The organism is Nonomuraea sp. NPDC049725 (genome assembly GCF_040674795.1).
GTDB classification, from domain to species: domain Bacteria; phylum Actinomycetota; class Actinomycetes; order Streptosporangiales; family Streptosporangiaceae; genus Nonomuraea; species Nonomuraea ceibae.
This window is the reverse complement of sequence record NZ_JBFANJ010000011.1, coordinates 327,229-353,370: the sequence shown is the minus strand read 5'-3', so window position 1 is coordinate 353,370 and position 26,142 is coordinate 327,229. Positions and strand designations below refer to the sequence as shown.

The following is a 26,142-nucleotide window of genomic DNA, read 5'->3' as shown; positions in this document are numbered from 1 at the left end:
GCGCGCCGTCGAGGTGTCTCCCTCACGACCAGCCGTTGCGTTGGAAGGCCAGCTCCACGAGCTGCGCCACCGCGCCGTCCGCGCACGGACGGACGACCACGTCGGCGGCGGAGCGGACGGCGGGGTGGCCGTCACCCACCGCCGCGCCGATCCCGGCGAGCTCGATCATGTCGAGGTCGTTCGGGTTGTCGCCGACGGCGGCGATCTCCGCCGGCGCCACGCCCCGCTCCCCGGCCAGCTCACGCAGGGCCAGGCCCTTGCTCACCCCCTGCGGAAGGATCTCCAGGTACGTGTCCTCGGACAGCACGGCGGTCGTCCCCGCGACACGCACGCGGGGCAGCTGGTCGCCGATCAGCATGCACTTGGTGACCTCGTCGGCCGGCAGCGCCGTCCAGGAGCCGGGGTCGGCCAGCTCAATGCGGTCGCGCCGGGCGTAGTCCCGCAGTTCGGGCACGTCGTCCACGGCGTAGGCCCCGCCGCCGGAGAACACCACGGGGTACGCCCCCGGGGTCACCTCGTCGAAGACGTCGATCAGCGCCTTCCACGCGGCGGCCGGCAGGCAGCGTGAGCGCACCACCGTGCCGGTGGCCAGGTCGACGGTGCGGGCGCCGTTGTAGAGGATGGCGGGGCCGTCGAGAGCGAGCTCTTCGTAGTACGGAAGGGCCGAGCGTTCCATGCGTCCGGTGGCGATGACGACCTGCCCGCCCGCCGCGCGGAAGCGGCGCAGGGCGTCGCGGCTCGCGGGCACCATGGCCAGGTCGGGGCCGACCAGGGTGCCGTCGAGGTCGGTGACGATCCAGCGGATCACGGCTGCCTCCCGGCTGCGGCGACCTCGGCCATGACCGAGCCGTCGAGGTCGAAGCCGCCGACGCAGGCCAGGTAGCCGCCCGGGGTGAAGACGCTGCCCGACAGGGGCAGGTAGGTGCCGCCCGCCTGCCGTACCAGAAGGGAGCCGGCGGCGACGTCCCAGGCGTTGACGTGCGTGCCGTAGGCGACGTCGGACCAGCCCGCGGCGACGTGCGCGAGCTTGAGCGCGGCGCTGCCGGGGCGGCGGGTGCTGGCGAAGGCGTTGACCATCCGGGCGAAGCGGTGCAGCGCCGCTTCCCCTTCCTCGGCCAGGTCGCGCGGGGTCGGGTAGCTGGACAGCAGGACGGCCTCCCGGTCGGTGCGCGCCCCGGCGCTGCGGATCGGCTCGCCGTTGCACTCCGCGCCGCCCAGCCAGGCGGTGAACTCGTCGTCGCGGACCGGGTCGTACACGACGCCCGCCACCACCTCGCCGTCGACGACCGCGCCGATGGAGGTGCAGAAGAACGGGAGGCCGACGGCGAAGTTGGCGGTGCCGTCGATCGGGTCGACGTACCAGCTGATCGCTCCTGATCCCCGGGTGCCGCCCTCCTCGCCCACCACGACGCTGTCCGGGCAGCGGCGGGCCAGCACCTCGCGGATCTCCTCCTCGGCCGCCTTGTCGTGCTCGGTCACGGGGTCGTGGAAGTCGCGTTTGGTCGCCACCTCCGGACTGGACCGGAATGCCGTGCGCAGGCGGTCGCCGACGGCCCTGGCGGCCTCGGCCGCGATGGCGGCAAGAGCGCGTGAGGTGGTCAGGTCCATGTGTCCTCCAGCAGTCTCAGCAGGCCGATGGGGTCGTCGACGGTGGCGTGCGGGGTCTGCCGCACCTGGTAGGGGATCTTCTCCGTGCTGCGCGACCGCATCAGCACCGTCGCACCGGCTCCGGCACGGACGCCGCAGACGACGTCACGGTCATGGTTGTCCCCGACGTACCAGACCCGTCCGGGCGCCACGCCCAGGGCCCGGCAGGCGACGTGCATCAGCTCGGGGTTCGGCTTGCGCACCCCGGCTTCGTCGCTGTAGACCTGCACGGCGAGCTGCCCCGCCAGGCCCTCGCGGGCCAGGAAGTCCCGGTGCACCAGGCCGCACAGGGCGTTGCTGACCACGGCCGGTCGCACGCCGCGCTCCCAGCAGGCGGCCAGGAGCTCCTTGACGCCGGGGCGGAGCATGCGCTCGCGGCGTCGTTCGCCCATCAGGCGGCACAGCGGGCTCGCCTCCACGGTCACCAGTTCGCGGGCCTGCTCCGGCCAGTCGGTCGCGACGAACTCCGCCCAGAAGCGGCGATGCGTCATCTCCGCCGGGGCGTACTGCCGGGAGGTGGAATCCTTCCAGCAGGAGTCGGCCCGGGCGCCCGCGCGGATGTCGGTCTCGATCTCGGCGACGCTCAACCCGCCGAACCCGGCGCGCTCCAGCATCGCGTGCACCTCGGCGGCCAGCTCGGCGGCCCACGCCGGGCGTTTGACGGTCTCGGCCACCACGCCGCCGAAGTCGAGCAGCAGGGCCTCGGGCACGATCATGCGCGGGCCTCCGCCGTGTCCCGGTCCTGGATGCGCAGACCGTCGGCGCCGAACAGGTGGAGCTGATCGGTCCAGCAGGTGACGGTGTCGCCGGGCGCCGCCTCGACGGGGCTGTGGGTGACGGCGAACAGCTCGGTGTCCAGGACGCGCAGCCGTACCGTCCAGGAGGCGCCGGCCGGGAGCACGGCCTCGACGGTGGCGGGTTCGGACCAGGCGCCGGGGGGCGGCGTGCCGAGGCGCAGCGCCTCCGGGCGGATGCCGAACGCGGCCGGGCCGACGGCCCCGTGCCTTCTGCGGCTGTGCGCCAGCAAGGAGCGCCCCAGCCCGGCCGGCGCCGGGCCGACGTCGACGAGGGCCATCGCCGGGCTGCCGACGAACTCGGCGACGAACCGGTTGGCCGGGCGGGCGTACATCTCCATGGGGGGCGCGAGCTGCTGGAGCTCTCCCTGGTTCATGACCGCCACGTGGGTGGCCATGGTCAGCGCCTCCAGCTGGTCGTGGGTGACGAAGACGATCGTCGCCCCCGACTCCTCATGGATGCGCTTGAGCTCGGCGCGCATCTCCAGCCGCAGCCGGGCGTCGAGGTTGGACAGCGGCTCGTCGAGCAGCAGCACCGCCGGGTCGACGGCGAGCATGCGGGCCAGCGCGACCCGCTGCTGCTGGCCGCCGGAAAGCTGCGAGGGGTAGCGGTCCATCGCGTCGGAGACGTGCACCATCTCCAGCGCGGCCTCGGCGCGGGAGCGGCGTTCCGGCGCGGGCACCTTGCGCATGCGCAGCCCGAACTCCACGTTCGCACGCACCGACAGGTGCGGCCACAGGGCGTAACTCTGGAAGACCAGTCCCATCCCGCGTTTCTCCGGCGGGACGTACAGGCCCTTCTCCACGGAGTCGAGGACGCGGTCGCCGACGGTGATGGAGCCGGCCGTCGGCTGCTCCAGTCCGGCGATCATGCGCAGGGTGGTGGTCTTGCCGCACCCTGACGGGCCCAGCAGGCACATGAAGGCGCCGTCCGGGACGACCAGGTCGAGGTTCTTGACCGCGTGGTCGCCGCCGCCGTAGCGCTTGGCGATTCCGCTCAGGACGATGGTGGGCATCTATCCTCCCAGGCCGGAGGCGAGACTGCTCTTGGTCAGCCTCTGGGTCAGGTACGTCATGGTGAAGGAGACGAGCGCGATCACGAGCACGACCGCGTTGGCCAGCTGGGTGTAGCCGTAGTCGACCAGGCCGATCGACAGCGTGGTGAGAAGTTCCGTGCCGGTCGTGGTCAGCATGATCACGATGCTCAGCTCCTTCAGCCCGGAGATGAACGGGAGCACGATCCCGGTGACCAGCGCCCCCTTCTGGATGGGGAAGACGATCCGCCGCATGCGTTGCCACCAGGAGGCGCCGGCGATCTGGGCGGCCTCTTCCGGTTCGCGGCCGAGCTGCGTCATCGCCGCGATGCCGGAGCGGGAGCTGTAGGGCAGATGTGTCACCGCCATGACGAGGATGAGCAGGAACGTGGTCCCGTACAGGGCCGGCACCGGGCCGCGGGCGACCGCGAACAGCGACAGCGACGCCGCCGCGAACGCGATGCCGGGGATGAGGTAGGGCAGGAACGAGACCTGCCGCAGGAACGCGGCGACGCGGGGCGCCGAGCCGCGCACCACCACGTACCCGATGAGCAGCCCGGCGACCGCGCAGATCAGCGAGGCGATGCCGACGATGCGCAGCGAGTTCCAGGCCGCGGCCCACAGTTCGGCGCCGCGGAAGACGCCGTGCGGGAACCCGACGGCCCCGGGCAGGCTCTCGGCGAACCAGTAGCTCAGGGTGAAGGTCGACAGGTCCATCGGCGTCCGGGTGAGCGACGACAGGAGCAGCGTCAGGATCGGCACCAGGACGCTCGCCACGAACACGACCCCGCCCAGCGCGAAGGCGGGCCAGCGCCATCTGCGCAGATCGCTCAGCCGGTCCATGGCGCCCTTGCCGCCCACGGTGACGAACCGGCGGTGCTCGCGCAACAGCCGTGCGTCGGTGAGGACGATCAGTACGCCGATGAGCACGATGACGGCGGTCAGCACGGAGGCGACCCCGGTGCTGCGGTCACGGATCGACTGGTACAGGCCGGTGGAGAGCACCCGGTAGTCGGCCGGCAGTCCCAGCACGTACGGCGTACCGAACGTGCCGAGCACCCGCCCGACGACCAGCAGCACGGCCGACGACAGCGCGGGCAGCATCAGCGGGGCGACGATCCTGCGGATGACCACCCGGCGGGGCGCGCCCAGGATGCGGGCCGAGTCCTCCAGTTGCGCGTCGATGCGCCGCAGCGCGTTGCCGACCAGCAGGAAGACGAAGGGGTAGTAGTGCAGGCCGAGCGTGATGACGATCGGCAGCGGCCCGTAGGCGAGCCAGTCGGGCGTCGCGATCCCCTGGGCCTGCAGCACGCCGGCCTGCCCGCCGGCCCGGTCGTTCTTGAACAGGGTGAGCCAGGCGAGCGAGAAGGTCCACGAGGGCAGCATGTACGGGACCACGAGCGCCCCGGCCAGCCACGTGCGTCCCGGCACGTTGGTACGGGTCACCATCCAGGCCATGCCGCCGCCCACGACCAGCGCGAACACGACCGTGCCCAGCGAGATGACCAGCGTGTTGAGCAGCGGCTCCCAGAACAGCAGGTCACTCACCTGCGAGCGGAACACCCGCCACAGGTAGTAGCCGGTCCACTCGCCGGGTTGCTGCCCCGCGTGCGCCTGGTCGCCGTACTGGAGCCGGAAGGCGTCCGACAGCACCGCCACGAGAGGGGCGACGACCATGTACGCCAGCACGACGACGAGGATGAAGCCGAGCGCGGCGGTCGGGTCGTGGCGCAGGACGCGCAGGCGGTAGAGCGCCCTGCGCCGTCTCGGAGGCCGTGGTGGGGGCGTCGATGGCGGCGGCTTCGGCTCGGTGAGAACAGCCATGATGGGTTCCTTCGGGGGTCGTGCCTCAATGGCTTCGTTTGAGCATCGCGTCGGCCAGGGCGTCGGCCGCCTCCCCGAGACGCTGGCCGACGGCGTCGAGGCGGGAGAGCAGTTCGCGGCGGCGCAGGGTGTCCATGTCCAGGGGCATGGTGAACAGCTCGCCGAGCCTGCACTGGCGTAGCTGCCGCATGCGCGTCCTGGCCTTGCGCGTGGCCAGCACCGCGGTGGTGACCGCGCCGGGGTCGTCCACCATGTGCGTCACCGCGCGTTCGAGCTCGTCCAGGCCCTCGGCCAGCGCCTGGAGCGGCTCGGCGGCGAAGCCGAGGTCGCCCGGGCCGAAGATGTCGGCCTCGCGCACGTAGTCGCGCAGCTGGTCGAGCACGTCGTCGATGCAGCGGGACAGGCGGAACAGGTCCTCCCGGTCGATGGGCGTCACCAGGACCCGGCGCAGCAGCGCGACCAGCTCGGCGCGCGCCGCGTCGCCCTGGTGCTCGACCTCGGCCATCCGGGCGCGGGCCAGCGGCCGGTCGGACCCGGCGGCCACCTCGCCCGCCAGCCGTGCGCCCGCCCGGGCGGCGGCGATCTGCGCCTGGACCAGCTTGACCACGCGCCCGCCCGATCCGCCGCTCAGCTCGTCCCAGACCCGCGCGAGCCCGCGCCGCCTGCGTCCCGGCCGGCTCACAGCCACCTCACCGCCAGCCCGGCCAGGCAGCCCAGGGCCATCGACGACGGCAGCGTGACCGCCCAGGCCGCCCCCATGGTCGCCACGCCGCGCCACCGCACCCTCTTGCCTCCTTCGCTGGCGGCCGCGCCGACGACGCCGGCCGTGACGGACTGGGTCATGCTCACCGGCGCGCCGAGGACCGAGCTGCCCAGTACGGCCCCGGCCGCGGCGGCCTCCGCCGACACCACGTGCAGCGGCCTGGCCAGGACGAGCCCCCGGCCCAGTCGCGCGCCCACCCGGGGCAGGCTGGTCAGCGCCCCGGCCAGGAAGACCGCCACGAGCAGCGCCATCCACGCCGGAGCGACGTGAACCGGGCCGATGCCGCCGACCCCGTGCCTGCCGGCCTCGTGCCTGCCGACCTCGACGGCGACACTGACGACGGCCAGCATCTTCTGGCCGTCGTTGACCGCGTAGGCGACGCATTGCGCGCCGTAGGCCAGCAGGTGGGCGGCCAGCACGATCCGCGGCATGCGCCCGTGGCTGGGCACCCGGCGGGACACGGCGCCCATGACGTAGCCGAGCAGGACTCCCGCCAGCGGCGCCGCCACGCCGACCGCCAGCACCGTGCCGAGCCCGGACAGCGACACCGGCAGCCCGGCGCCGAACCCGGCACCGGTGATGCCGCCGACCACGGCCAGCGTCAGGCTCGTCGGCAGGCCCCGCCCGGCCAGCACCGCGACGACGCCGACGGCGATCACCACGCCGGCGAGGAACGCCGCCGCGCCGCCGTCCGCGTCGAGCCCGGCCAGCCGCTCGGTGAAGGTGGCGGCCACCGCGACCCCGAGCAGGTACGGCACGGCGATCAGCGCGCCGGCGAGCAGCCCGACGGTGAACCAGCCGGGCGCCTTGGGGAAGCGCAGGCCGAGACCGATCAGTGCCGCCCCGTCGTTGGCGCCGGTGACCAGCACGAACAGGACCGCGGCGACGGCGAAGGCGATGGTCCACATCACCGGTACAGCCGCCGGTCGCGCGACAGCCGTACGGCCGGGGGCCTCCGCCCGGGATCGGCCCGCCACTCCCCCGGCCGGACGGCGCGCACGTGCGGGACGGGGGTCATGGCTGCTCCAGCAGGCTCGCCGCCGCGTCGACGGCCGCCGCCACGTCGTCGCCTGGCGGGTAGAGCAGGGCCCGGCCGACGACCAGGCCACGGGCCCCGGGCAGGCGCAGGGCCTTGCCCCAGGCGGCGAACGCCTCGCCGGCCGCCCGTCCGGGGTCGCCGCCCAGCAGCAGCGTCGGCAGCGTGGTGGCCGCCAGCACCCGCTCCATGTCCTCGACCACCGGGATCTTCAGCCAGGTGCGTGCCGAGGTCGTGCCGAGCGCCTGCACCACGCTGATCGCCCTCACCATCGCCGCCGCCGACAGCTCGTGCCTGACCGAACCGTCCACGTGCCTGGACCAGAAGGGCTCGATCATGGCCATGAGGCCGTGTCCCGCCAGCGCGGAGACGGCCCGCCCGCAGGACTCCAGGGTGCGGACGGTCGCCGGGTCCTCCGGGGCGATCCGGCACAGCATCTTGCCGCCGTCCAGCCCCATCGCGGCGATCGACGGCGCGTCATAGGCGGTGAACCGGTCGTCGAACTCGAAGACCGAGCCCTGCATGCCGCCCCGGTTCATCGAGCCGATGACCAGCTTGTCGTCGAGCGCGCCGAGCAGCAGCAGATCCTCGACGACGTCCGGCGTCGCCAGCAACCCGTCCACGCCGGGCCGCGCCAGCGCGGTCATCAGCCGGTCGAGCAGGTCGAGCCGGCTCTCCATCGCCATCGGCCGCTCCCCCGCCCCGAGGGCGGCCCGGCCCGGGTGGTCGGCGGCCACGATCAGGAGCTGGCCGCGACCGGCCAGCAGCGGCCGGCGCCGCCGCCCGGCGGCCAGTTCGCTCACGCGCTCCGGCCGCCGGGCGCGGTCCTCCCGCAGCCGGCAGAGGGCGTCCTCAAGCATGCGCTTCCTCCTCGGAGCGGGTGGCGGCGAGATTCACTTGGTCACCTCCGCGAGCTGGACAGGGCGTCCGTCGCGGCGTGACAGGTCGGCCGCCTCCGCGAGGTGCAACGCGGCCAGCGCGTCGCGCACGGTGCAGGGGCTGTCCCGCTCGCCCCGCCCGACGGCCCAGGTGGCCCGGGTTCCGGCCAGTTCCATCCGCACGTCGTAGCCGGCGCCGTTGTACCGGGAGCCCTGCAGGGTGACCAGCGTCCCGTCGGCCATCGTGATCACGGCGGCGCTGGTGTCGACGTCGCCCGCCTCGGCGAAGAACGGCTCACCCCGGTTGGCGCCGGTGGCGTAGACCGTGTCGGCCTCCAGCCCGGTCACCCAGCGCAGGATGTCGAAGTCGTGGATGTGGCAGTCGCGGAAGATGCCGCCCGAACTCGGGACGTACTCGGGAGCCGGTGGGCGCGGGTCACCGGTCAGGAGATGAGCCCGGTGCAGCTCCCCGAGCTCGCCGTCGAACAGCGCCTGGCGCGCGGCGGCGAACCCGGCGTCGAAGCGCCGCTGGAACCCGATGTGGACCAGGGTCCCGCCGCGTTCGGCCGCCTCGGCCACCCGGATCGTCTCCACCACGGTGGGCGCGGCCGGCTTCTCGCAGAACACCGGGATGCGCCGCTCGCAAGCCCTGACGAGCAGCTCCGCGTGGGTCGAGGTGGGGGTCGCGATCACCAGGGCGTCCGCGCTCCACGGGTCGCCGAGGGTGCTCCCGAGCCGACCGGCCACCTCCGCCGCGTGATCCTGGTCGGCATCGGCGACGATGAGGTCGTCGACCAGGCGGGTCAACGTTTCTGCATGAAATAACCCAATTCGCCCAAGCCCTATCAAACCGACCCGCATATGGTCTCCTTCGCCGGGAGCTTCAGTCTTAGATGAACGGGAGATGAACGTCAATGATTTGTCCTGACATTCTGACGAGATGACGTTCTTTCAAGATTGGGCATAAATACGTCTTGACAACCTATTAATTACGCGTTCATCGTGGTGCGCACTGCGGCGTCAGTCGGGGCTCTGAGCCGCGTACGGCACTGCGAGCCATGAGGAGTACCGCCATCATGCGGCGTACCAAGAAGATCGTCACCGTTGCGGCCCTGCTGGCCCTGTCCGCCTGCGCACCGTCCACCGGCGGCCAGGCCGGCACCCTGAACGCGGAGGCCGAACCGCTGCCCTCAGCCTCCGTCGACGCCGCCTTCGACCTGAACGCGCTGGTCGAAGCGGCCAAGAAGGAAGGCAGCCTGCTCGTCTACGACTCCAGCGGCGACATCGAGGAGGTCGCCAAGGCCTTCACCGCCAAGTACGGCATCGCGATGGAAGGCGTGAAGTCCGACACGCCGCAGACCGCGGAGAAGATGACCCGCGAGCACGCCGCCGACAACGTCACCATCGACGCCGCCATGTACGAGGACGGCGGGGTGCTGATGGGCCAGCTCATCCCGCAGGGCATCGTGCGGACCTGGGTGCCCGCCGACCTCCAGGACCAGATCCTGCCCGAGGACCGCAACCCCCTGCGCGCCCTGTCGAAGGCCACCGTGTTCGCCTACAACACCAAGCTCTCCCCCGGTGGCTGCCCGGTCGGGAACATCTGGGACCTCACCGAAAGCGACTGGTCAGGCAAGGTCGTCATGCAGGACCCGCTCGGCAAGCCGACCGTGCTGTCGTTCCTCACCCAGCTCGACTCACACGGCAATCAGGCGCTGGAACAGGCCTACCAGGCCAAGTACGGCGAGCCGCTGAAGACCGAGGAGAAGAGCGCCGCCTACGAGTGGATCAAGCGCCTGGCGGCCAACGAGCCCGTGCTCACCGGCTCCGACGAGGACACCTCCGGCGCCGTCGGCGCGCCCGCCGCCACCGACAGGAAGATCGGCTTCATGTCGATCTCGAAGTTCCGCAACAACGAGGACAAGGGCTACACCCAGGCCACCTGCGAGGGCATGGCGCCCTTCGCCGGATTCAGCTATCCCAAGTACGTCGCCATCGCGGCCAAGTCGAAGCATCCGAACGCCGCCAAACTGTACGTGCACTTCATCATGACGGAGGAAGGCGTCAAGCACGAGATCGGCGAGGGCGGCATCTCCGGCAACAGCACCGTCAAGCCGCTGGTCGCCCCGGCCGGCCTGAGCGACTGGAAGGGGCAGCTCTTCCACACCGACCCCCGATCCCTGGTGGCCGATCTGCAGAACAGGCAGATCATGTCCGACTTCTGGCGGCTCAACCACCGCTGAAGTTATAGACCTGGGTCGTTCGCCCTGGCGACGTCTCCCCGCAAGAAGAGTCCCTCATCTGCCCAAGGAGAACAATGCGTCCTGCCCGCCCCCTGTTCCTGGCAGCCCTCAGCGTCATGCTGACGGGCAGCCTGGCCGCACCCGCCTCCAGCCAGAGCATCCCCTCCATCGACCCGAAGATCGAGACGCCCGCCCTGTTCGACGACGAGGCCGGCGGCAACGCCAACGGCGACGACCCCGCCATCTGGGTCGACCCCGACGACGACGAGGACAGCGTCGTCGTCACCACCGCCAAGGAAGGCGGCCTGAACGTCTACGACCTCGACGGCGACCTGACCCAGCACATCGACGCCCCCGCCGCGCCGGGCCCGGACGACGAGAACGGCCGCTTCAACAACGTCGACGTCGCCTACGGCTTCGCCGGCAAGGACCTGGCCGTCGTCTCCGACCGGGGCCGCGACCACCTGCGCTTCTACGCCGTCGATGACGGCCGCCTCACCGACGTCACCGACCCGGCCGTGCCGTTCCTGTTCAACACCACCCAGGAACAGGTCAACGACCAGGAGACCGGCTACGGCCTGACCACCTGGAAGGACGCCACCGGCACCTACGCCCTGGTCAGCCGCCGCCACAAGACCTCCATCGGCCTGTTCAGGCTGGTGGCCACCGCCGGCGGCAAGGTCAGCTACCGGGCCGTCCGCACGCTCGACCTGCCCGCCTCCTTCACCCTGCCCAACGGCGCCACGTGGACGCCGTGCATGGAGCCCGACGAGCTCGCCCAGGTCGAGGGCATGGTCGTCGACCAGCAGCGCGACGTGCTCTACGCCGCGCAGGAGGACGTCGGCATCTGGCGCATGCGCGCCGACCTCACCGGCGCCCCGGTCCTGGTCGACAAGGTCAAGGAGTACGGCGTGCCCGGCACGTACGACCCCGAGACCGAGGAGTGCGTGCCCGGCGCCGACCCCGGCTACGGCGGCGCCCACCTGTCGGCCGACGCCGAAGGCCTGACGATCTACTACCGGGAGGACGGCAAGGGCTACCTGCTCGCCTCCAGCCAGGGCGACAACACCTTCGCCGTCTATCGGCGCGAAGGCGCCAACGCCTATCTCGGCCAGTTCCGCGTCGGCGCCGACGACGGCATCGACGGCGTGGAGCACAGTGACGGCTCCATGGTCCTCAACGTGCCGCTCGGCGACTTCGACAGCGGCCTGTTCATCGCCCACGACGGCGCCAACACCCCCGAGGTGCCCGACCGCGAGAACACCAACTTCAAGTACGCCGACTGGAACGACATCGCCGACGACCTGGGCCTCGACGTCGACACCGACGGCTGGCACCCACGCGACTGACGAGCCCGGAGCTTGCACGGGGCGCACGACCTCCAGGCCCGGGTCCGGCCTGGAGGTCGTCAGTCCCGGACCTTGAAGTTCCCGTGGCTCGTCTTCAGGATCGGCGCCGTGCCCTGGCAGTCGTTGATCGGCGCGTTCATGAACCCCCACATCCAGTAGAGCCTGTCGGAACGCCCGTCGTCGTGCACGGTGAACGACACCTTCTGGCCGGTCACGTCAGTGTTCTTGTCATTCGTGAGGTTCGCCTGACCACGGGTGATGACGCCGGTGGCGACGGCGACCTCACCGCCCACCAGCAGGCAGGTGATCTTCCCCTCGAACTCGGCGACGACGCCACCGGTCCTGCTGTTCCCGTGGAACACCTGGAAGCGCCCCTTCGTGGTGCCGGGTCCGCCACGGGCCTCGATCTGGAACTTCACCGGGTCCCCGGCCCAAGACCCGAACGCCTTGGTCAGGACGCCGCCCGCGGATCCCGACAGCCGAGGCTCGGGGGCGGAAGGCGCGGTGCCGGCGAAGGACGCCGCCGCCGTCCCGGTGATCAACGCGAGCGCAGCAGCCAGTCCGGCGATTCCACGTCGTGCCCACAGCTTCTTCGTACCAGTCATGTAGCGGCCCCCTCGGGAGATTGCGTTCTACAACTCCGCCAGTCTGTCGCCGCGGGGGTGCCCTGAACGTCGGCGTCAGGTCTCGGCCAGATCCTCCGGAGGTCGCGATCGAGGTCATCCCCCAGACGGACCCCGATCGTGGCGAGCGGAGGTCATCGCGCTGAGCCGCAACGGTCTCCTTGGCAGTAGCCGTTGCTGAGAATCAGCTGGCCACGCCGGACCGTGAAGGCTCCCGCTTCGACGCCGACGATCACTCCCTGGCAGGTGGAACAGACGAGGGCCTGCGCAGGGGCACCGGCCCGGGTGACAGAACTGGGGGCATCGGGCACAACGCTGGTGGCAGGCGAGTCGCTCATGCGATCACTGTGCCGCACGCCACCGACAATTCCCGGGAGAGGCGGTGTGACCGGCTGGTTCAGTACGCGGTCGAGACCAGTCCCACCCGGTAGGCGAGCACGACCGCCTGGACGCGGTCACGCAGGTGCAGTTTCGCCAGGATGCGTGACACGTACGTCTTCACGGTCTCGGGAGTGATGAACAGCTTCGCGGCGATCTCCGCGTTCGACAGTCCGGCGGCGATCTGTTCGAGCACCTCCAGCTCGCGCGGGGTCAGGGCCCGTACGACCTCCTCCCGGGCCGATCCGGAGGTGTCGGCGGGGCGGAGGCGGTCGGCGAAGTGGCCGATGAGGGAGCGCGTGACGGCGGGGGCCAGCAGCGACTCGCCGCGTGCGACGGTACGCACGCCGTTGACCAGCTCCGCCGGTGGCGTGTCCTTGAGCAGGAAGCCGCTGGCTCCCGCCCTGAGCGCTTCGTACACGTACTCGTCGACGTTGAACGTGGTGACGACCAGCACCTTCGCCGGAGTGGCGCTGCCGGGGCCGGCCAGTTGCCGGGTGGCCTCGATGCCGTTCAGGACGGGCATCCGGATGTCCATCACGATGACGTCCGGGCACAGCCGTCGCGCCGCCTCGACTGCCGTCCGGCCGTCCGCGGCCTCGCCGACCACGTCGAGGTCGGGCTGGGCGGAGAAGATGGCGATGTAGCCGGCTCGTACCAGCTCCTGGTCCTCGCAGACGAGGACCTTGATCGGGGTGTCGGTCATGTCTCACTCCTGGCGGGGATGCGGGCCCGTACGCCGAACCCGCCGTCGGGCCGGTGCTCTGTGACCAGTTCGCCGTCCAGCAGGCGCAGCCGCCGGCGCAGGCCGTCCAGCCCGCGCCCGCCCGACGGCACGGCGGGCACGACGGGCACGGCGGGCACGGCGTCGGCGGGGCCGTCGTTGGTCACCTCGACGGCGAGGTGGTCGGGGTGGTGGTGCAGCGTGACCGTGGTGCGGCGTCCCGGCGCGTGCTTCATCGCGTTGGTGAGCGCTTCCTGCACCACCCGGTAGGCGGCCAGCTCGACGTCCACGGCCTGTGGCCGCTGCTCGCCGTGCTCGGTCAGCTCGGCGGGCTGGCCGGACAGGCGGGCGTTCTCCACCAGGCCGGCGATCCCGGCCAGCGTCGGCGCGCGGTCCGCGCCGCCCGAGTCGCCGGTGGCTTCCAGTACGCCGAGCAGGTGGCGCAGTTCGGTCAGCGCCCGCCGTCCGCTGTCGCTGATGGCGGCGAACCCCGCCGTCGTGCCGGACGTGAACTGTGCCGCGTCCGCCTGGACGACCATGGCGGTCACGTGATGCGTGACCACGTCGTGCAGCTCGCGGGCGATGCGGGCGCGTTCGGCGGCCCTGGCCACGTCCGCGCTGAGCCGCCGGCGCTCGGCCTCGTCCGCCCGCCACCGGCGCATCGCCGCGCCGGCCGTCCAGATCACCGCCAAGGTCAGGTAGAACGCGACGAAGTCCTGGATCCGGCTGGGCGACCCCAGGCCGTGCAGCACCACCGCCAGCACGGCGTAGCCGGCGGTCGACGCCGCGGCGAGTCCGTGACGGAACCGGGCCTGATGGGCTCCGGCCGCGTACACCGCCAGGTAGAGCCCGATGCTGGCGAAGGTCGGCGGATAGGCCAGCGCCTGGTGCAGGGCGAACGCGGTGCCGGTGACCGCCAGGCAGAGCGCCGGCCAGCGGCTGCGCACGGCCAGCGGTGCGGACTGCGCCAGGGTCAGCACCACGGCCGCCGCGTCGGACGGCCGCTCGGCCAGATCGCCGATCCGCGCCGCGATCGTTGACAGTGTCGGCACGAACCCCAGCAGCGTGAGCGACGCCGCGAGCGCGCTGTCCTTGGCGAGGGTGGAGCGGGTTCCCCAGAAGTCCAGCCAGGAGCGGGCAGAACGGACGACGTTCGCGAACACCGTGCAAGCTTAATGGCGCAGGCCGGTTCCGCCGTGCCTCCATCCCCCGTGAGAGCTACAGCGAATGTCCGTTCCGGTGGGATGGCAGGCCCCGCGCCGCTTCCTAGTCTCGGTGAGGTCGCGGAAATCGCCGCGGCGACTCGGTCGAGAGGAACGCGATCATGGCGTCCATGGAACATCCGGCAAGCGCTTCCCCGGAGGCCGCCCCCTCGGCGGGGCGGCTCCGGTTGCGGCAGTTCCGCTTCCCTGTCCTGCTGGTGGCCATGTTCGGTGTGATGACCGCGATCGCCGGGATCAACCAGGTCGTCTCACCCGTCCCGATCCTCGCCCTGCCGGTGGGGGTCGGCCTGGCCGTCGCCGCCGTGGCCTGCTACCGATGGCTGTGCCGGACCGTCGAGCTCCGCCCGGACATCGCCGAACTCCCGAAGGCGGGCAGCCGGTCCCAGCTGTGGCGCGGGACGCTGCTCGGGTTCGGCCTGTTCGCCGGGTTGATGGTGCTGATCGCGATGTTCGGGGGCTGGCAGGAGGTGTCCTGGGGCTCCGTCGGCGGGCTCGTCGGCGCCGTGGGCATGATGTCGAGCGTCGCGGTGGCCGAAGAGCTCCTGTTCCGCGGGGTTCTGTTCCGCATCATGGAGGGGCGCATCGGCACGGCCGGCGCGCTGGCCGTGTCCACGCTGCTGTTCGGCGCGCTGCATCTGGTCAACCCCAACGCCACGCTGTGGGGTGCGCTCTCGATCGCGTTGACGGGCGGCTTCCTGATGACCGCCGCCTACGTCGCCACTCGTGCGCTGTGGCTGCCGATTGGGCTGCACTTCGCGTGGAACTTCACCCAGAGCGGGATCTTCGGCGTCACGATCTCCGGGGCGGACGTGCCGTCCCACGGCCTGCTGAACGTCACGCTGTCCGGCCCGTCCGTGCTGACCGGCGGGACGTTCGGACCCGAGGCCAGCCTGCTCGCCCTGCTGCTCTGCCTGGTGCCCACCGTCCTCCTGCTGCGGCGGGCCGCGCGTAACGGCCAGATCCGGCCCCGCTCCCGCCGCACCGAGCACCCCGCCTGACCCCCCGGCTCGTACGTCCCGTCATCGCACCAGACCTGGGCCGGGTGGGCCGTGCACGCAGTTCAGGCGTGGCCGTCCGCCGGGGTGAGCAGGCGGGTGAGCGCGTCGACGGCCCAGTCCTGCCACTGCTGGTGGGACCAGCCGCGGTGGTTGACGAGCAGGTTGTAGTTCTCCGGCGAGAGCACGGCCAGGGCGACGTCGGCGGCGGCCTCGGCGGTGAGCCCGTCGCGCAGGGTCGTCTTGCGGGCCAGGGCGTCGGTGAAGACGCGTTGCACGGTGAGGCGCTGCTGGAGGTTGGCGGCCCAGACCTCGGCCAGGTCGGGGTCGGTGGTGGCGGCGCTGCGGACCACGTCCAGCAAGGGTGCGGCGCGCAGGTAGATGTCCGCGGCTCCGGCGACCTGGCGGCGTATCTGCCCGAGCGGGTCGGGGTCGGCGAGAGCGTCGCGCACCCACTGCCGTTCCAGGGTGGGGATGGGCTCGTCGTCACCGGCGACGGCCAGGTCGAGGGCGGTGGTGAGGATGGCCCGCTTGGTGCCGAAGGAGTAGTAGACGGTCGGTTCGCTCACCTCGGCCTTGGCGGCGATCGCGGTGATGCTCGTGGTGGTGTAGCCCGCCGTGGTGAACAGTTCGGCGGCCGCGGTGACGATGCGGGCGCGGGTGGACCGGGCCCGTGCCGTGCGCCCGTCCTCCTTCTTCCCGGGTACGCGCCCCGATGGTGTTTCGCTCACGACTTGACTATAGCGGCACTATGAAAACATTCTTATAGTGTGACTATGAAAACCCCGGGCTCAAGGGCGCCGCGCTCGATCCTCGTCCTGGGCGGCTACGGCGCGGTCGGCCGCGAGGCCGCGCACGCGCTTGCCGGCCACCCCGGCACGAACGTCATCGTCGCCGGGCGCAACCCCGGCAAGGCTCCGCCCGTCCCCGGCACCACCGCCAGGCGCGTGGACGCCGCCGACCCGGCCGACCTGGCCAGAGCGCTGGACGGGGTCGACACCGTGCTCATGTGCGCCGAGATCGACAACGCCCGCGTCGCCCGCGCCTGCGTGGAACGCGGCATCCACTACGTGGACGTGACCGCCTCCCACCCCCTGCTCGCCGCCCTCCAGGCCCTGGACGAGCCGGCCAGGGAGCACGGCGCGACGCTCGCGATGAGCGTCGGCCTGATCCCCGGCGTCACCAACCTGCTGGCCCGCGTCTGCGCCGAACGCTCCCCCTCCACCGAGCTGCTCATCGGCGCGCTGCTCGGCTCGGGCGAGGCACACGGGCCCGCCGCACTCGCCTGGACGCTGGACGGGCTCGGCCGGCTCGACGGCTCGTGGACCATGAACTTCCCCGCGCCGTACGGCGAACGCACCGTGCACCGCTTCCCGTTCTCCGACCAGCACACCCTGCCCACCACCCTGGACGTCCCCTCGGCCCGTACCGGACTGTGCCTGGACTCCCGCCTGGTCACCCGGTTGCTGTCGGTGGCCGGACGGCCGGCCGTCGCCCGCCTGCTTCACCGCCCCCAGGTCCGTCGCCTGCTGCTCAGCGCGCTCGGCACGGCCCACGTCGGCGGTGACGGCTTCGCCGTGACGGTGCGTTGCGGCGCGGTCCAGGCCTCCTTCACCGGACGGCGGCAAAGCCTCGCCACCGGGCGCACCGCCGCCCTGCTCATCCGCCACCTTCCTGACCTGCCACCCGGGGCCGCCCACATCGAGCAGCTCGTGGACCCCGTACCGTTCCTGACCGAGCTGGCCACCGGCGGATTCGCCCTCGACCTCGGCGACGCCCCCGCATGACCGTCGCTCAGCACGAACCCGCCTCCAGGAACAGAGCAGCAGCGTGCAGACCAGGCCCGTCCCGCCGGGCCCGGCCTTCATGGCGAAACCGGGGGATGTAGGTTCTCAGCCTGTGAGTGATATTCGACGTCTTGGTCCGGAGGACCTGCCCCTGTGCCGGCGGCTCGAAGCCGATCGCGGCTGGGCCACCGACGAGGCCAAGTGGCGGTTGATGTTCGAGGCGGGCGAGGTCTACGCCGTCGACGCGGCGGACGGGGACGGGCTGGCCGGGTGCGTCGTGGTGAGTCCGTACGGCGATGCGCTGGCCGGCGTCGGCATGATGATCGTCGCCGGCAGGTACGGCAGGCAGGGGCTCGGCACCCGGCTGATGGAGCATGCCCTGGAGGTTGCCGGGGACCGCGTCGTGGAGCTGACCGCGACCCGCTTCGGGCGCCCTGTCTACGAGCGGCTGGGCTTCCGGCCGACGGGAAGCCTGACGATCACCACGGGGCCGATGCGGGAGACGGCGTCGTCGGCCGCCGTCCGCGTGGTCACACCGGACGACCACGCCGCGCTGATCGCCCTGGACGCGGAGATCACCGGGGCCGACCGGAGCAAGGCGCTGTCCGCCCTGCTGTCCATGGCGGAGCGCGTGGTCATGGCCGACGGCGGCTTCTCCGTGGCCTGGAACGCCGGCCCCCACCGTGTCATCGGTCCCGTGGTCGCGCCTTCGGAGGAGGCCGCCCGCGAGCTCATCCTGGCCGCCGCGCACGGCGCCGACCGCGACGTGCGGATCGATCTGCTGGACGCCTACCCGGGCCTGCGTCCGTGGCTCACCGGGCTGGGGCCCGTGCAAGGACCGTCGGCCCTGCCGACGATGGTCCACGGCGCCGACCGGCACCCGGGCGACCGCAGCCGATACGTCGCGCCCATCCTCATCTCGATGGGCTGACCGGACATCAGAAGGGGGCCGGTCGCGTAGAGATCAGCGAGCCGGGGGTGCGCCGCTGATGGCCGTGCCCGGCGTCTACGCCGGACCGCTCGCCGCGCTTCAAGCCCCGGCGCCCGGGACATTCCTCCCGGGCATCGGGGACCAGGGCCCCGGGCTGCCCGGGACCGGTTGCCGGTTGGCTGGCAGCATGATGAAGGATCCTGACGCGTTCCGGCGGGTGGCCGCCGCAATCGCCCTGTTCGCCTGGCCGGTGCTGGAGTTCCTGGCCTTCCTCACCTCTCCGCCGGGGGCCGAGCACGATCCGGCCGTCTTCCGTACGAGCGCGACGGCGGTCCAGGTCAGCGCCCTGCTCTACATCTGGGCGGCGCTCAGCCTCATCCCGGTCGTCCTGGCCCTGGGACACCTCCTGCGCCGGCGCGCCCCCATGACGAGCGGGATAGCCACCGCCGCCGGGCTGATCGGCGCCGGACTCGGGCTGACCTTGTTCACCACCGACTTCTACGACCTGGCCCTGGCCCAGACCCTGCCCGACGCCCAGGCCGAAGCGGTCACCCAGCAGGCCAACAGCCTGCCGGGCTTCGTGTACGGAATGCTCCTGCCCGGCTTCGCGCTGCACCTCGCCCTGACCGCGCTGCTGGTGACCCTGGCCAAGGTCAAGTCCGTGCCCTGGTGGGTCCCGGCCGCCGCACTGGCCGGCACCCTCGTGCCGTTCCTGACCATGGACCAGACGCCCGTCGCCCAGTCCACCGGCGCCCTGCTGCACCTGGCCGCCTACGGCTGGATCGGACGGCGCGTACTGCGCATGACGGACACCGAATGGCGGAGCGGCGTCCCGGGAGCACGGCACCTCGCCCTCGCGTGACAGCGAGCGGCCTTTATGACGATTCATCCATCCGAAGGCGTGCACTATGCGTCCAGCTCCAGGAGAGGCAGAGGCCGGATGGCGACGCTGATCCCGTGGGCGACGCTCGCGCTGAGCCCGTGTCTTCAGGTGATGATCATGGTCGGGTGGACGCTCATCTACACGGCGATGGCGTTGCGGCGGCTGGTGGGCCGGTTGCTGTACGGCAGGGTCGGTGACCCCGCGCTGCTGGCCGAGCGGCTGACCCAGGCGATCCGGCGTGGTGATCCCGCCGAGGCGCTCACGTCGGTCGTGGCGGTGCTGAAGGACGGGCTGGCGGTGGAGGGCGTGGCCGTCGAGGTCGCCGACGGCGAGCCGCGCTACGTCGAGAACGGCCGCGTCGGCGCCGCGCCGCGGCGGGTGCCGCTGGTCTGGCACGGCGAGCAGGTCGGCCGCCTGCTGGTGGGCGCGCCCGGCCCGCGGCGTTTCCCGGCCGCGCACAACGAGCGCGTGCTGGCCACGCTCGCCCCGTATGCCGCCGACGTGGCGCACGCCGTGCGCATGGCCGCCGACCTGCAACGCTCACGCGAACGGATCCTCAGCACCCGCGAGGAGGAGCGCCGCCGGCTGCGCCGCGATCTGCACGACGGGCTCGGCCAGAGTTTGTCGAGCATGGCGATGATCATCAACATCGCGCGGAGCCGGCTCAAGGACTCGCCCGATTCGGCCGACGCCCTTCTGCAGGATCTGCGTACCGGCATGGACGCGGTGGCCGGTGACGTCCGCGAGCTGGTGCACGGGCTGCGCCCGCCCGCGCTCGACGACCTGGGCCTGGCCCGGGCGCTGCGTGAGCTGGCGGGGCCGCAGGTGCCGGTGCGGGTCGAGGGGGCGCTGTCGGATCTGCCGGCGGCCGTCGAGGTGGCCGTCTACCGGATCGTCCAGGAGGCGCTGACCAACATCCGGCGGCACGCCGGCGCCGAGACCGTTACCGTCACGCTGCGCCGGGAGCGGTGCGTGCTGCGGGTGACCGTCACCGACGACGGGCGTGGCCTGCCGGAGTCCCACCGGCCCGGCGTCGGGCTCTCCTCGATGCGGGAGCGGGCGGCGGAGCTGGGCGGCATCTGCGTCATCACCGGCGAACCGGGGCGGGGGACGCGGGTGGAGGTGATGCTGCCCCTGCCGACGACGGTCTCGGCGGGGACGCCGGCAGGCGTCCGTCTTGATGCCCCAGGAGGACGCCCCCTTCTGACCACAAAATGGACAGCAGGTGGTCTGTTGGAAGATCGCGCCGGTGGTGGACCCTGGCCAGGCGAAGGTCGATCCGGTCATCGACGGCCGGCATGCCAATGCTGAGGGGAAGCATTCATGAGAAGATCGTTAAGGCTCGCGGCCCATGCCCTGACCATGGGTTTGGTCGCCGGCCTCGGCATCGTGGGCGTCACCGCGCCCGCGTGGGCCGAGCCGCCCCCTCCCGAGATCGCGGAGAGCGCCAGCGCCGCCCACCTGAAGTTCCGGCCGCTCCTGGACTATGACAACGACGGCTGCTACCCGTCGGTGGCCATCGGCCACGACGGCACCATGAACCCGGGGCTGAAGCTCGGCGGCGCACGCAACGGGGCGTGCCACGACGCCTCCGACCTGAAGAACAGCAACATGTACGCGCGCACCCGGTGCAACGCCAACGGCTGGTGCGCGCACAAGTACGCGCTGTACTTCCAGAAGGACCAGAAGAACGACGGCACCCTCGTACACAACGGGCACGTCCACGACTGGGAACACATCGTGGTCTGGACCAAGGACAACGAGGTCAAGTACGTCGCCGCCTCCCAGCACGGCAGCTACGTCGTCAGGGAGCCTGCCGAGATCGAGATGGACGGCGACCACCCGAAGATCGTCTACCACCTGCAGGGCGGCGACACGCACTCGTTCCGGTTCGCCGACAAGGGCGAGCAGCCGGAGAACCACGAGGGGCGCTGGCACGAGCCGGACCTGATCAGCTGGAGCGGCTTCCCCTCCAACGCGCTGCGCGACAAGCTCGCAGCACACGACTGGGGCTCGGCCACCCTCGCCCTCAAGGACCAGGGCAACGAATTCGCCCGCGACCTCGCCAAGGCCGACCGCCGGCTCGTCGCCAACGGCGAGTATTACGAGGAGGAGGAGCTGCCCTTCGACTTCAACATCTACACCAACATCCTGCCGCCGGGGATGCCGGACCCGAACACCCCGCCTCGTGACGACGACGGTGGCGGCGACGACGGTGGCGGCGACGGCGAACCCGCGGACTCCCTGCGGGTGATGGGGCTGGGGTCGTCCAGCACCTTCGGTGAGGGCAGCCCGGACGGCAACGGTTACAGAGACGTGGCCGACCACGGGTTCAGCGACCTCTTCGAGGCCAAGGGCGCGGCGGCGGCCGCCGCCCAGGACACCACCCCCAAGGTGGACTGGGTCGGATCCGTACGGGTCGGGACCATGCCCGACCGCGACGTCGAAGGCTGGCGGGGATACAAGATCAACCAGATCGCCGACAAGGCGCGGTGCGCTGTCAAGACGTACCAGCCCAACCTCATCACGCTCATCGCGGGCGGCAACGACGTCATCTATGACCACGAGATGGGCGGGGCGATCGGCCGGCTCGAATCCCTGATCAAGCAGGTCATCGAGGACGACTCGCGCGTGACCGTGCTGGTGGCCGGCATGCAGCCGTTCGGCGACCCGGCCACCAACCGGCGCGGAGAGGCGTTCACCGCCCAGATCGCCGAGCTGGCCGGACGGCTGGCCGGCCAGGGACTGCGGGTCGGGTACGCCGACACCACCGGGCTGGACCTGTCCGATATCGGCTCCGACAACGTCCACCCGAACGCCGCCGGCTACCGCAAGATCGGCGAGGCGTTCGTGAAGGCGGCCCGCGAGGCCATGGGCAAGAACTGGATCCGCAAGCCCCACGCGATGGCGGCGAACGCGGGCAGCAATCCCTGTGGTCTCGTGGACCACGGCCCCGGCCTGCACGTGCCGACGTCGGACAAGCTGGGCACCGGCTGGGAGGACCGCGGCGTCATCCAGGAGACCCAGTTCCCCTCCAGCAACAGGTTCTGGATGGTGGACATCAACCAGGACCGCAAGGCCGAGTTCGTGACCGTGGACACGAACCAGAACTTCCGGTTCTGGTGGAACAGCGGGCCCTCGGGGAGCAAGTGGGTGCCGTTCGTGGAGGGCACCCACTCCTACAAGCCGCCCGGCGGCGCGGTCGGCAACATGCTGCGCTTCGCCGACGTGGACGGCGACGGCTTCCCCGACTGCCTGACCGTATGGCTGACCGGGCAGGTGGACGTGCGCACGTGGAACGCCGGCGCCCCGGCCGGGCAGCGCATGTGCATGAAGAAGTACGACGGCGTGGCGAACGTCTTCTCCAACGGCTCAGAAGGGGACAAGCTGACCATCGATCCCAACACGAGGATCCGCTTCGCGGACGTCACCGGAGGCGGGCGCGACGACTACCTGCTGCTCAAGCCCGACGGTACGGCGACCGCGTGGTACAACAGGGACTTCCAGGTCAAGGGCGAGCGCAAATACCTGGGCTGGGCCCCGCCCCAGAAGATCAGCGGCGCGCTCAAGTACCCCCGCGAGATCCGTTACGCCGACATCAACGGCGACAGGCGCGCCGACCGCATCCTCATCACCGCCAAGGGCGGCGCCAGGGCCTGGATCAACGAAGGAGCCAAGGGCGCCGGCGGGAAGTATCGCGACATCGGGCGCATAGCCGGTGACGCGGAGGTGCCGGTCAAGGACATCCACTTCGCCGACCTCGACGGGGACGGCAGGGCCGACTTCCTGCGCATCGGCTGGACCGGCGTCACGCACGCCTGGCTCAACAAGCTGCCGCCCGACTACTTCGCCAAGTTCCACCCGTAGGACCCCAGGTTTGAGTTGTGCCCGGTCAGCGTCGAGCCTGACCGGGCACGTCGCCATGCCCCCACCCTCCGATGGCGAACATGCTCGACCAGGGTGCGTACCTGGGGAAAACCAGGCCACGACTCCTTGGGGACAGGCCGCACAATGCAGTGTTTGCGTAAAAGCTTGAATCGACCGTAAAAACTCCCGCACCGCCGCGCGGCAGCGGTTTCGGAAATCTTGCGCAGCGACTTGACGTCGGCCCGGAAGCAGGAGTGACGATGGAAAGAGAAAGCGCGAGGCGACATAAAAAAAGGGGGTGGTCTCATGCTCAAGGAAGTATTCGCGGCGAGCGCTCTGGTGACGGTCGCGATCGCTCCCTCGGCGGTGTCGGCGACTCCGCAGGTCCGGGCCGGGGGCTCTACTCAAAGCACGCCGGCGGCGGCACCGGCGTCACTCGGCGCGTGCGCGGCGGCCGCGGCCCCGAAATGCAAGTGGATGGAAGGCAGCAAGAACCGGTGCCGGCTCTGCAAGACGAAGAACGGCAACTGGAAGCAGCAGTACTGCGAGCCGAAGGCCGGCAAACCCCAGAAGGAAGAAGGGCCGAAGCAGATCACCTGCACGGTCAAGACGAGCCAAATAATCGAGGACGGAAAGACGAAGACCCGTCACTGCGAGGTATGCAAGGACAGAAATACAGGCAAGGTAATATCCGATAAATGCTTCGAAGGCTGACCCGAGCCGCTGCTGGGCTGTGCCGAAACGGCCCAGCAGTTCCGTGCCCCGCAGGAGAGCCCGCCCCCGCGCCGCCGGGGCCCTTGGACCGGGCTGCGAAGATCAGCCGAGCGTGAACGTCCTGGCGGGGAAACGACCCCGGCTGGGAGGGTGGGCGTCATGATGGAAGACTTGCGGGACGCCGAACGCCGACTCCAGGCCGCGCAGCTCGCCGGAGATGTCGAGGCGCTGGATCGGCTGCTGGACGATCGGCTGATCTTCACGTTCGGTGCGAACGTGGCGACCAAGGCGGACGACCTGGAGCTGCACCGCACCCGGACGCAGGTGCTGACGAAGGTGGCCGAGGAGGACTTGACCGTGCTCGCCGATGGGCACACCGGGGTGACGTGGTTTCTCGGCACCGTCGAAGGGACCGTCTCCGGTGCGCCGTTCTCGGCCAGGATGCGCTACACCCGTACGTGGCTGTACACCGAGACGCACGGCTGGCGAATCATCGCCGTGCACGCCGGCACGACCGATTGACATAGGCGCTCTCGCTGGCCTTGGCAGTCCAGTCCGGTCATGTCCTCTTCACGTCGGGGACATGACCGGACAGGTGTAACCCACATTGATGGGTAAGTGGTTCCACCTGGTCGAACAGGCAGAGGCGCGCACGTCTTCCGCCACGCCACCACCCGCTACTTGAACTCGCCGTTGATGCCGGGCAGGGCGAGCGTGGTCCGGGAGGAGGATTTCCCGTAGTCGGCCACGAGCCGGGACCGGCCGGTGGTCACGTCGACGGCGTAGGCGTATCGCCCTCTGAGGTCGGCGGCGATGACCGTGACCTCCTTCGGGTTGAGCCACACGCCGGTCCCGTCGATGGCGCTGCCCTTCGGCAGGCCGCGCACGGGCACCGGCCGCAGGGTCCGCCCGGTCCTGGCGTCGAGCACGGTGAGTTCGCGCGAGCCGGACTGTGAGTGGCGTACGGCGACGACCGTGCGGTCGTCAGGCGCGAGCTCGCTGAACATGATGAACACTCCGTCGAACCGCACCGGCCGGCCGCCCCCGGTGACCGGCATCAACCACAGGTCGGTCTTGCGGTAGCGGACCAGCGAGGCGACGCCGTCCTTGACGCCGACCACCTCGTACACGCCCGGAACCTGCGTGGTCCTGCCGGTGCGCAGGTCGATGAGCAGCCCGGGGTCCTTGCTTCCCTCGCGCGGGTCGAACGCCAGGTAGCGGCCGTCGTCGGAGATCGCCAGCGTCGAGCCGATGCCGATCCGGCTCTCCGGGATCGGCACGGGCGAGGTCAGTTCCTCGCCGTCGACCAGGTCGCGGACCACGTGCGTGCCGGCGTCGTGGCTGTAGTAGGCCACCTTCCGCCCGTCCCTGCTGATCGCGACGGGGACCCGGGTGGCGCCGCGGACCGACGTGAGCGCGTCCGGCAGCGCGTACGTCCTGCCGTCGCGGGTGACCACCCGCCACTCCACGGCCGAGCAGTCCGGGCCGCGGTCCTCCTTGTCAAGCTCGCAGGGTGTCTGGTAGGCGTAGGCGGCGGGTCCCACTCGGCCCGTGGGCAGGTCGGGCACGGTCACCCGCTCCTGGGTGGCCGCCGTGTCGACGCTGCCCGGCCAGAGCTCGATCGTGCCCATCGTGGCGACGACCCCGAGCGCCGCGGCCAACGCCACGGTGCCCGCCGCCAGCCTCGCCCGTCGCCCGCGCCGGTAGCCGGCCATGGCGGCGTCCGCCAGACTCACCGGCGGAGCCTCCTCCGCCAGGCCGTCCAGTGCCTCACGCAACCTCGTCATCGGGCCACCTCCTCAAGGCGCGCCTCCACCAGGCCGGGGGCGAGCGCCCGCAGGCGGGCCAGCGCGTGATGGGTCTGACTCTTCACATTGCCGATCGAACAGCCCAGCGCGTCGGCGGTCTGCGCCTCGGTCAGGTCCGCCCAGAAGCGCAACACGATCACGGCCCGCTGCTTGCGGGTCAATTCGGCCAGCGCCCGGCGCAGCATGACCCGGTCGAGCACCGCCTCGTCATAGGACACGCCCGTCTCGGGCGGGCTGGCGCTCGCCACCTCAGGCCGTGCCCGGCGCGTCCAGGAGATGTACTGGTTGACCAGCGCTTTCCGGGTGTATGCCTCGGGGTTGCCCTCCCGGGACAGCTTGGGCCAGTGCCTGGCTACCTTGGCCAGCACACTCTGGAGCAGGTCTTCCGCGAGGTGCGCGTCCCCGATGAGCAGGTACGCGGTGCGCATCAGCGCTTGCTGGCGGGCCAGCACGAACTCGCGGAAGCCTTCATGACGGTTCAATGGGCTCTCCTCTCAACCGTTGCCAACGCCACCGGCGCGGCGAAAGGTTGCAGGCGGAGGATCGGCCGGCCCCGGTCGGGGAGATGGCTCAGCTCGTGGCGACGAGGGGACAAACCCCGGCACACAACGCGGAAGGCGCAAACTTTCCCGGCTGACCGC

25 protein-coding genes are annotated in these 26,142 nt (G+C 71.2%); 10 read left to right on the top strand and 15 right to left on the bottom strand.

Annotation, left to right across the window (positions count from 1 at the left end; all coding sequences use genetic code 11):
* Positions 1–22: 22 nt before the first annotated feature.
* The 9 genes from AB0J53_RS28900 to AB0J53_RS28860 all read right to left on the bottom strand — a co-directional run bounded on the left by AB0J53_RS28900 (position 23) and on the right by AB0J53_RS28860 (position 8,837).
* Positions 23–808, bottom strand: coding sequence for a Cof-type HAD-IIB family hydrolase (locus tag AB0J53_RS28900; protein WP_364178151.1), 786 nt, complete (start codon positions 806–808; stop codon positions 23–25).
* Entirely contained in the window at positions 805–1,608 is an 804-nt protein-coding gene (locus AB0J53_RS28895; RefSeq protein WP_364178148.1) for an inositol monophosphatase family protein, read from the bottom strand. The genes AB0J53_RS28900 and AB0J53_RS28895 overlap by 4 nt, the downstream gene beginning before the upstream one ends.
* Positions 1,599–2,363 carry an HAD-IA family hydrolase gene (locus AB0J53_RS28890; protein ID WP_364178145.1) on the bottom strand — a complete coding sequence of 255 codons (765 nt, stop codon included), beginning with the start codon at positions 2,361–2,363 and terminating at the stop codon, positions 1,599–1,601. Before AB0J53_RS28890 ends, AB0J53_RS28895 begins: the two co-directional genes overlap by 10 nt.
* Positions 2,360–3,457 (bottom strand): ABC transporter ATP-binding protein, encoded by a 1,098-nt coding sequence (locus AB0J53_RS28885; RefSeq protein WP_364178142.1) that lies wholly within the window; start codon positions 3,455–3,457, stop codon positions 2,360–2,362. Before AB0J53_RS28885 ends, AB0J53_RS28890 begins: the two co-directional genes overlap by 4 nt.
* The gene (locus tag AB0J53_RS28880; RefSeq protein WP_364178139.1) at positions 3,458–5,299 is read right to left on the bottom strand and encodes an iron ABC transporter permease; all 1,842 of its coding nucleotides are present in this window, start codon (positions 5,297–5,299) and stop codon (positions 3,458–3,460) included.
* A gap of 25 nt (positions 5,300–5,324) precedes the next feature.
* On the bottom strand, positions 5,325–5,981 hold the full coding sequence (locus tag AB0J53_RS28875) for a DUF47 family protein (protein ID WP_364178136.1): 657 nt from the start codon (positions 5,979–5,981) through the stop codon (positions 5,325–5,327).
* Entirely contained in the window at positions 5,978–6,970 is a 993-nt protein-coding gene (locus AB0J53_RS28870) for an inorganic phosphate transporter (RefSeq protein WP_364178134.1), read from the bottom strand. Before AB0J53_RS28870 ends, AB0J53_RS28875 begins: the two co-directional genes overlap by 4 nt.
* Before the next feature lie 106 nt (positions 6,971–7,076).
* Positions 7,077–7,958, bottom strand: coding sequence for a deoxyribose-phosphate aldolase (locus AB0J53_RS28865; RefSeq protein ID WP_364178131.1), 882 nt, complete (start codon positions 7,956–7,958; stop codon positions 7,077–7,079).
* Between the two features lie 33 nt (positions 7,959–7,991).
* Positions 7,992–8,837 (bottom strand): Gfo/Idh/MocA family oxidoreductase, encoded by an 846-nt coding sequence (locus AB0J53_RS28860; RefSeq protein WP_364178128.1) that lies wholly within the window; start codon positions 8,835–8,837, stop codon positions 7,992–7,994.
* Between the two features lie 215 nt (positions 8,838–9,052).
* On the opposite strand from AB0J53_RS28860, the gene AB0J53_RS28855 reads away from it, so the two are divergent.
* Positions 9,053–10,219, top strand: coding sequence for an ABC transporter substrate-binding protein (locus AB0J53_RS28855; protein WP_364178125.1), 1,167 nt, complete (start codon positions 9,053–9,055; stop codon positions 10,217–10,219).
* Positions 10,220–10,293: 74 nt separating this feature from the next.
* A complete protein-coding gene (locus tag AB0J53_RS28850; RefSeq protein WP_364178122.1) occupies positions 10,294–11,568 on the top strand; it encodes a phytase in 1,275 nt (424 codons plus the stop codon).
* Between the two features lie 59 nt (positions 11,569–11,627).
* On the opposite strand, the gene AB0J53_RS28845 is transcribed toward AB0J53_RS28850, so the two are convergent.
* From AB0J53_RS28845 to AB0J53_RS28835, 3 genes are all read right to left on the bottom strand, one after another.
* Complete coding sequence (locus tag AB0J53_RS28845; RefSeq protein ID WP_364178119.1) at positions 11,628–12,173, bottom strand: hypothetical protein; 546 nt, start codon at positions 12,171–12,173, stop codon at positions 11,628–11,630.
* Between the two features lie 415 nt (positions 12,174–12,588).
* Complete coding sequence (locus tag AB0J53_RS28840; RefSeq protein WP_364178116.1) at positions 12,589–13,275, bottom strand: response regulator transcription factor; 687 nt, start codon at positions 13,273–13,275, stop codon at positions 12,589–12,591.
* Positions 13,272–14,456 carry a histidine kinase gene (locus AB0J53_RS28835; protein WP_364178113.1) on the bottom strand — a complete coding sequence of 395 codons (1,185 nt, stop codon included), beginning with the start codon at positions 14,454–14,456 and terminating at the stop codon, positions 13,272–13,274. Before AB0J53_RS28835 ends, AB0J53_RS28840 begins: the two co-directional genes overlap by 4 nt.
* A 170-nt stretch (positions 14,457–14,626) precedes the next feature.
* Between AB0J53_RS28835 and AB0J53_RS28830 the strand changes: the two genes are divergently transcribed.
* Complete coding sequence (locus AB0J53_RS28830; RefSeq protein WP_364178110.1) at positions 14,627–15,514, top strand: type II CAAX endopeptidase family protein; 888 nt, start codon at positions 14,627–14,629, stop codon at positions 15,512–15,514.
* Positions 15,515–15,576: 62 nt separating this feature from the next.
* Here AB0J53_RS28830 and AB0J53_RS28825 read toward each other — a convergent pair whose 3' ends face one another.
* Positions 15,577–16,242 carry a TetR/AcrR family transcriptional regulator gene (locus AB0J53_RS28825; protein ID WP_364178107.1) on the bottom strand — a complete coding sequence of 222 codons (666 nt, stop codon included), beginning with the start codon at positions 16,240–16,242 and terminating at the stop codon, positions 15,577–15,579.
* Between the two features lie 45 nt (positions 16,243–16,287).
* On the opposite strand from AB0J53_RS28825, the gene AB0J53_RS28820 reads away from it, so the two are divergent.
* From AB0J53_RS28820 to AB0J53_RS28790, 7 genes are all read left to right on the top strand, one after another.
* Positions 16,288–17,298 (top strand): saccharopine dehydrogenase NADP-binding domain-containing protein, encoded by a 1,011-nt coding sequence (locus tag AB0J53_RS28820; RefSeq protein WP_364178104.1) that lies wholly within the window; start codon positions 16,288–16,290, stop codon positions 17,296–17,298.
* Between the two features lie 112 nt (positions 17,299–17,410).
* A complete protein-coding gene (locus AB0J53_RS28815) occupies positions 17,411–18,229 on the top strand; it encodes a GNAT family N-acetyltransferase (protein WP_364178101.1) in 819 nt (272 codons plus the stop codon).
* 187 nt (positions 18,230–18,416) lie between these two features.
* The gene (locus AB0J53_RS28810; RefSeq protein ID WP_364178098.1) at positions 18,417–19,091 is read left to right on the top strand and encodes a hypothetical protein; all 675 of its coding nucleotides are present in this window, start codon (positions 18,417–18,419) and stop codon (positions 19,089–19,091) included.
* A 78-nt stretch (positions 19,092–19,169) separates the two neighbouring features.
* A complete protein-coding gene (locus AB0J53_RS28805; RefSeq protein WP_364178096.1) occupies positions 19,170–20,423 on the top strand; it encodes a sensor histidine kinase in 1,254 nt (417 codons plus the stop codon).
* A gap of 51 nt (positions 20,424–20,474) precedes the next feature.
* Positions 20,475–22,979 carry an NPP1 family protein gene (locus tag AB0J53_RS28800; protein ID WP_364178093.1) on the top strand — a complete coding sequence of 835 codons (2,505 nt, stop codon included), beginning with the start codon at positions 20,475–20,477 and terminating at the stop codon, positions 22,977–22,979.
* A 306-nt stretch (positions 22,980–23,285) separates the two neighbouring features.
* A complete protein-coding gene (locus AB0J53_RS28795; RefSeq protein WP_364178090.1) occupies positions 23,286–23,693 on the top strand; it encodes a hypothetical protein in 408 nt (135 codons plus the stop codon).
* A gap of 159 nt (positions 23,694–23,852) precedes the next feature.
* Positions 23,853–24,215: a nuclear transport factor 2 family protein gene (locus AB0J53_RS28790; protein ID WP_357593979.1), complete on the top strand. Its 363-nt coding sequence runs from the start codon at positions 23,853–23,855 to the stop codon at positions 24,213–24,215.
* 155 nt (positions 24,216–24,370) lie between these two features.
* Here the strand turns inward: AB0J53_RS28790 and AB0J53_RS28785 are convergent, their stop codons facing one another.
* A complete protein-coding gene (locus tag AB0J53_RS28785) occupies positions 24,371–25,480 on the bottom strand; it encodes a hypothetical protein (RefSeq protein WP_364178087.1) in 1,110 nt (369 codons plus the stop codon).
* The gene (locus AB0J53_RS28780) at positions 25,477–25,983 is read right to left on the bottom strand and encodes a SigE family RNA polymerase sigma factor (protein WP_364178084.1); all 507 of its coding nucleotides are present in this window, start codon (positions 25,981–25,983) and stop codon (positions 25,477–25,479) included. The genes AB0J53_RS28785 and AB0J53_RS28780 overlap by 4 nt, the downstream gene beginning before the upstream one ends.
* Between the last annotated feature and the right edge of the window lie 159 nt (positions 25,984–26,142).

Excerpts from the sequence above, each read along its gene's own strand:
- AB0J53_RS28895 (WP_364178148.1), bottom strand. The coding sequence starts at position 1,608 with ATGGACCTGACCACCTCACGCGCTCTTGCCGCCATCGCGGCCGAGGCC.
- AB0J53_RS28890 (WP_364178145.1), bottom strand. The coding sequence starts at position 2,363 with ATGATCGTGCCCGAGGCCCTGCTGCTCGACTTCGGCGGCGTGGTGGCC.
- AB0J53_RS28885 (WP_364178142.1), bottom strand. The coding sequence starts at position 3,457 with ATGCCCACCATCGTCCTGAGCGGAATCGCCAAGCGCTACGGCGGCGGC.
- AB0J53_RS28880 (WP_364178139.1), bottom strand. The coding sequence starts at position 5,299 with ATGGCTGTTCTCACCGAGCCGAAGCCGCCGCCATCGACGCCCCCACCA.
- AB0J53_RS28870 (WP_364178134.1), bottom strand. The coding sequence starts at position 6,970 with ATGTGGACCATCGCCTTCGCCGTCGCCGCGGTCCTGTTCGTGCTGGTC.
- AB0J53_RS28865 (WP_364178131.1), bottom strand. The coding sequence starts at position 7,958 with ATGCTTGAGGACGCCCTCTGCCGGCTGCGGGAGGACCGCGCCCGGCGG.
- AB0J53_RS28860 (WP_364178128.1), bottom strand. The coding sequence starts at position 8,837 with ATGCGGGTCGGTTTGATAGGGCTTGGGCGAATTGGGTTATTTCATGCA.
- AB0J53_RS28855 (WP_364178125.1), top strand. The coding sequence starts at position 9,053 with ATGCGGCGTACCAAGAAGATCGTCACCGTTGCGGCCCTGCTGGCCCTG.
- AB0J53_RS28850 (WP_364178122.1), top strand. The coding sequence starts at position 10,294 with ATGCGTCCTGCCCGCCCCCTGTTCCTGGCAGCCCTCAGCGTCATGCTG.
- AB0J53_RS28845 (WP_364178119.1), bottom strand. The coding sequence starts at position 12,173 with ATGACTGGTACGAAGAAGCTGTGGGCACGACGTGGAATCGCCGGACTG.
- AB0J53_RS28840 (WP_364178116.1), bottom strand. The coding sequence starts at position 13,275 with ATGACCGACACCCCGATCAAGGTCCTCGTCTGCGAGGACCAGGAGCTG.
- AB0J53_RS28830 (WP_364178110.1), top strand. The coding sequence starts at position 14,627 with ATGGAACATCCGGCAAGCGCTTCCCCGGAGGCCGCCCCCTCGGCGGGG.
- AB0J53_RS28820 (WP_364178104.1), top strand. The coding sequence starts at position 16,288 with ATGAAAACCCCGGGCTCAAGGGCGCCGCGCTCGATCCTCGTCCTGGGC.
- AB0J53_RS28810 (WP_364178098.1), top strand. The coding sequence starts at position 18,417 with ATGATGAAGGATCCTGACGCGTTCCGGCGGGTGGCCGCCGCAATCGCC.
- AB0J53_RS28805 (WP_364178096.1), top strand. The coding sequence starts at position 19,170 with ATGGCGACGCTGATCCCGTGGGCGACGCTCGCGCTGAGCCCGTGTCTT.
- AB0J53_RS28800 (WP_364178093.1), top strand. The coding sequence starts at position 20,475 with ATGGGTTTGGTCGCCGGCCTCGGCATCGTGGGCGTCACCGCGCCCGCG.
- AB0J53_RS28795 (WP_364178090.1), top strand. The coding sequence starts at position 23,286 with ATGCTCAAGGAAGTATTCGCGGCGAGCGCTCTGGTGACGGTCGCGATC.
- AB0J53_RS28790 (WP_357593979.1), top strand. The coding sequence starts at position 23,853 with ATGATGGAAGACTTGCGGGACGCCGAACGCCGACTCCAGGCCGCGCAG.
- AB0J53_RS28785 (WP_364178087.1), bottom strand. The coding sequence starts at position 25,480 with ATGACGAGGTTGCGTGAGGCACTGGACGGCCTGGCGGAGGAGGCTCCG.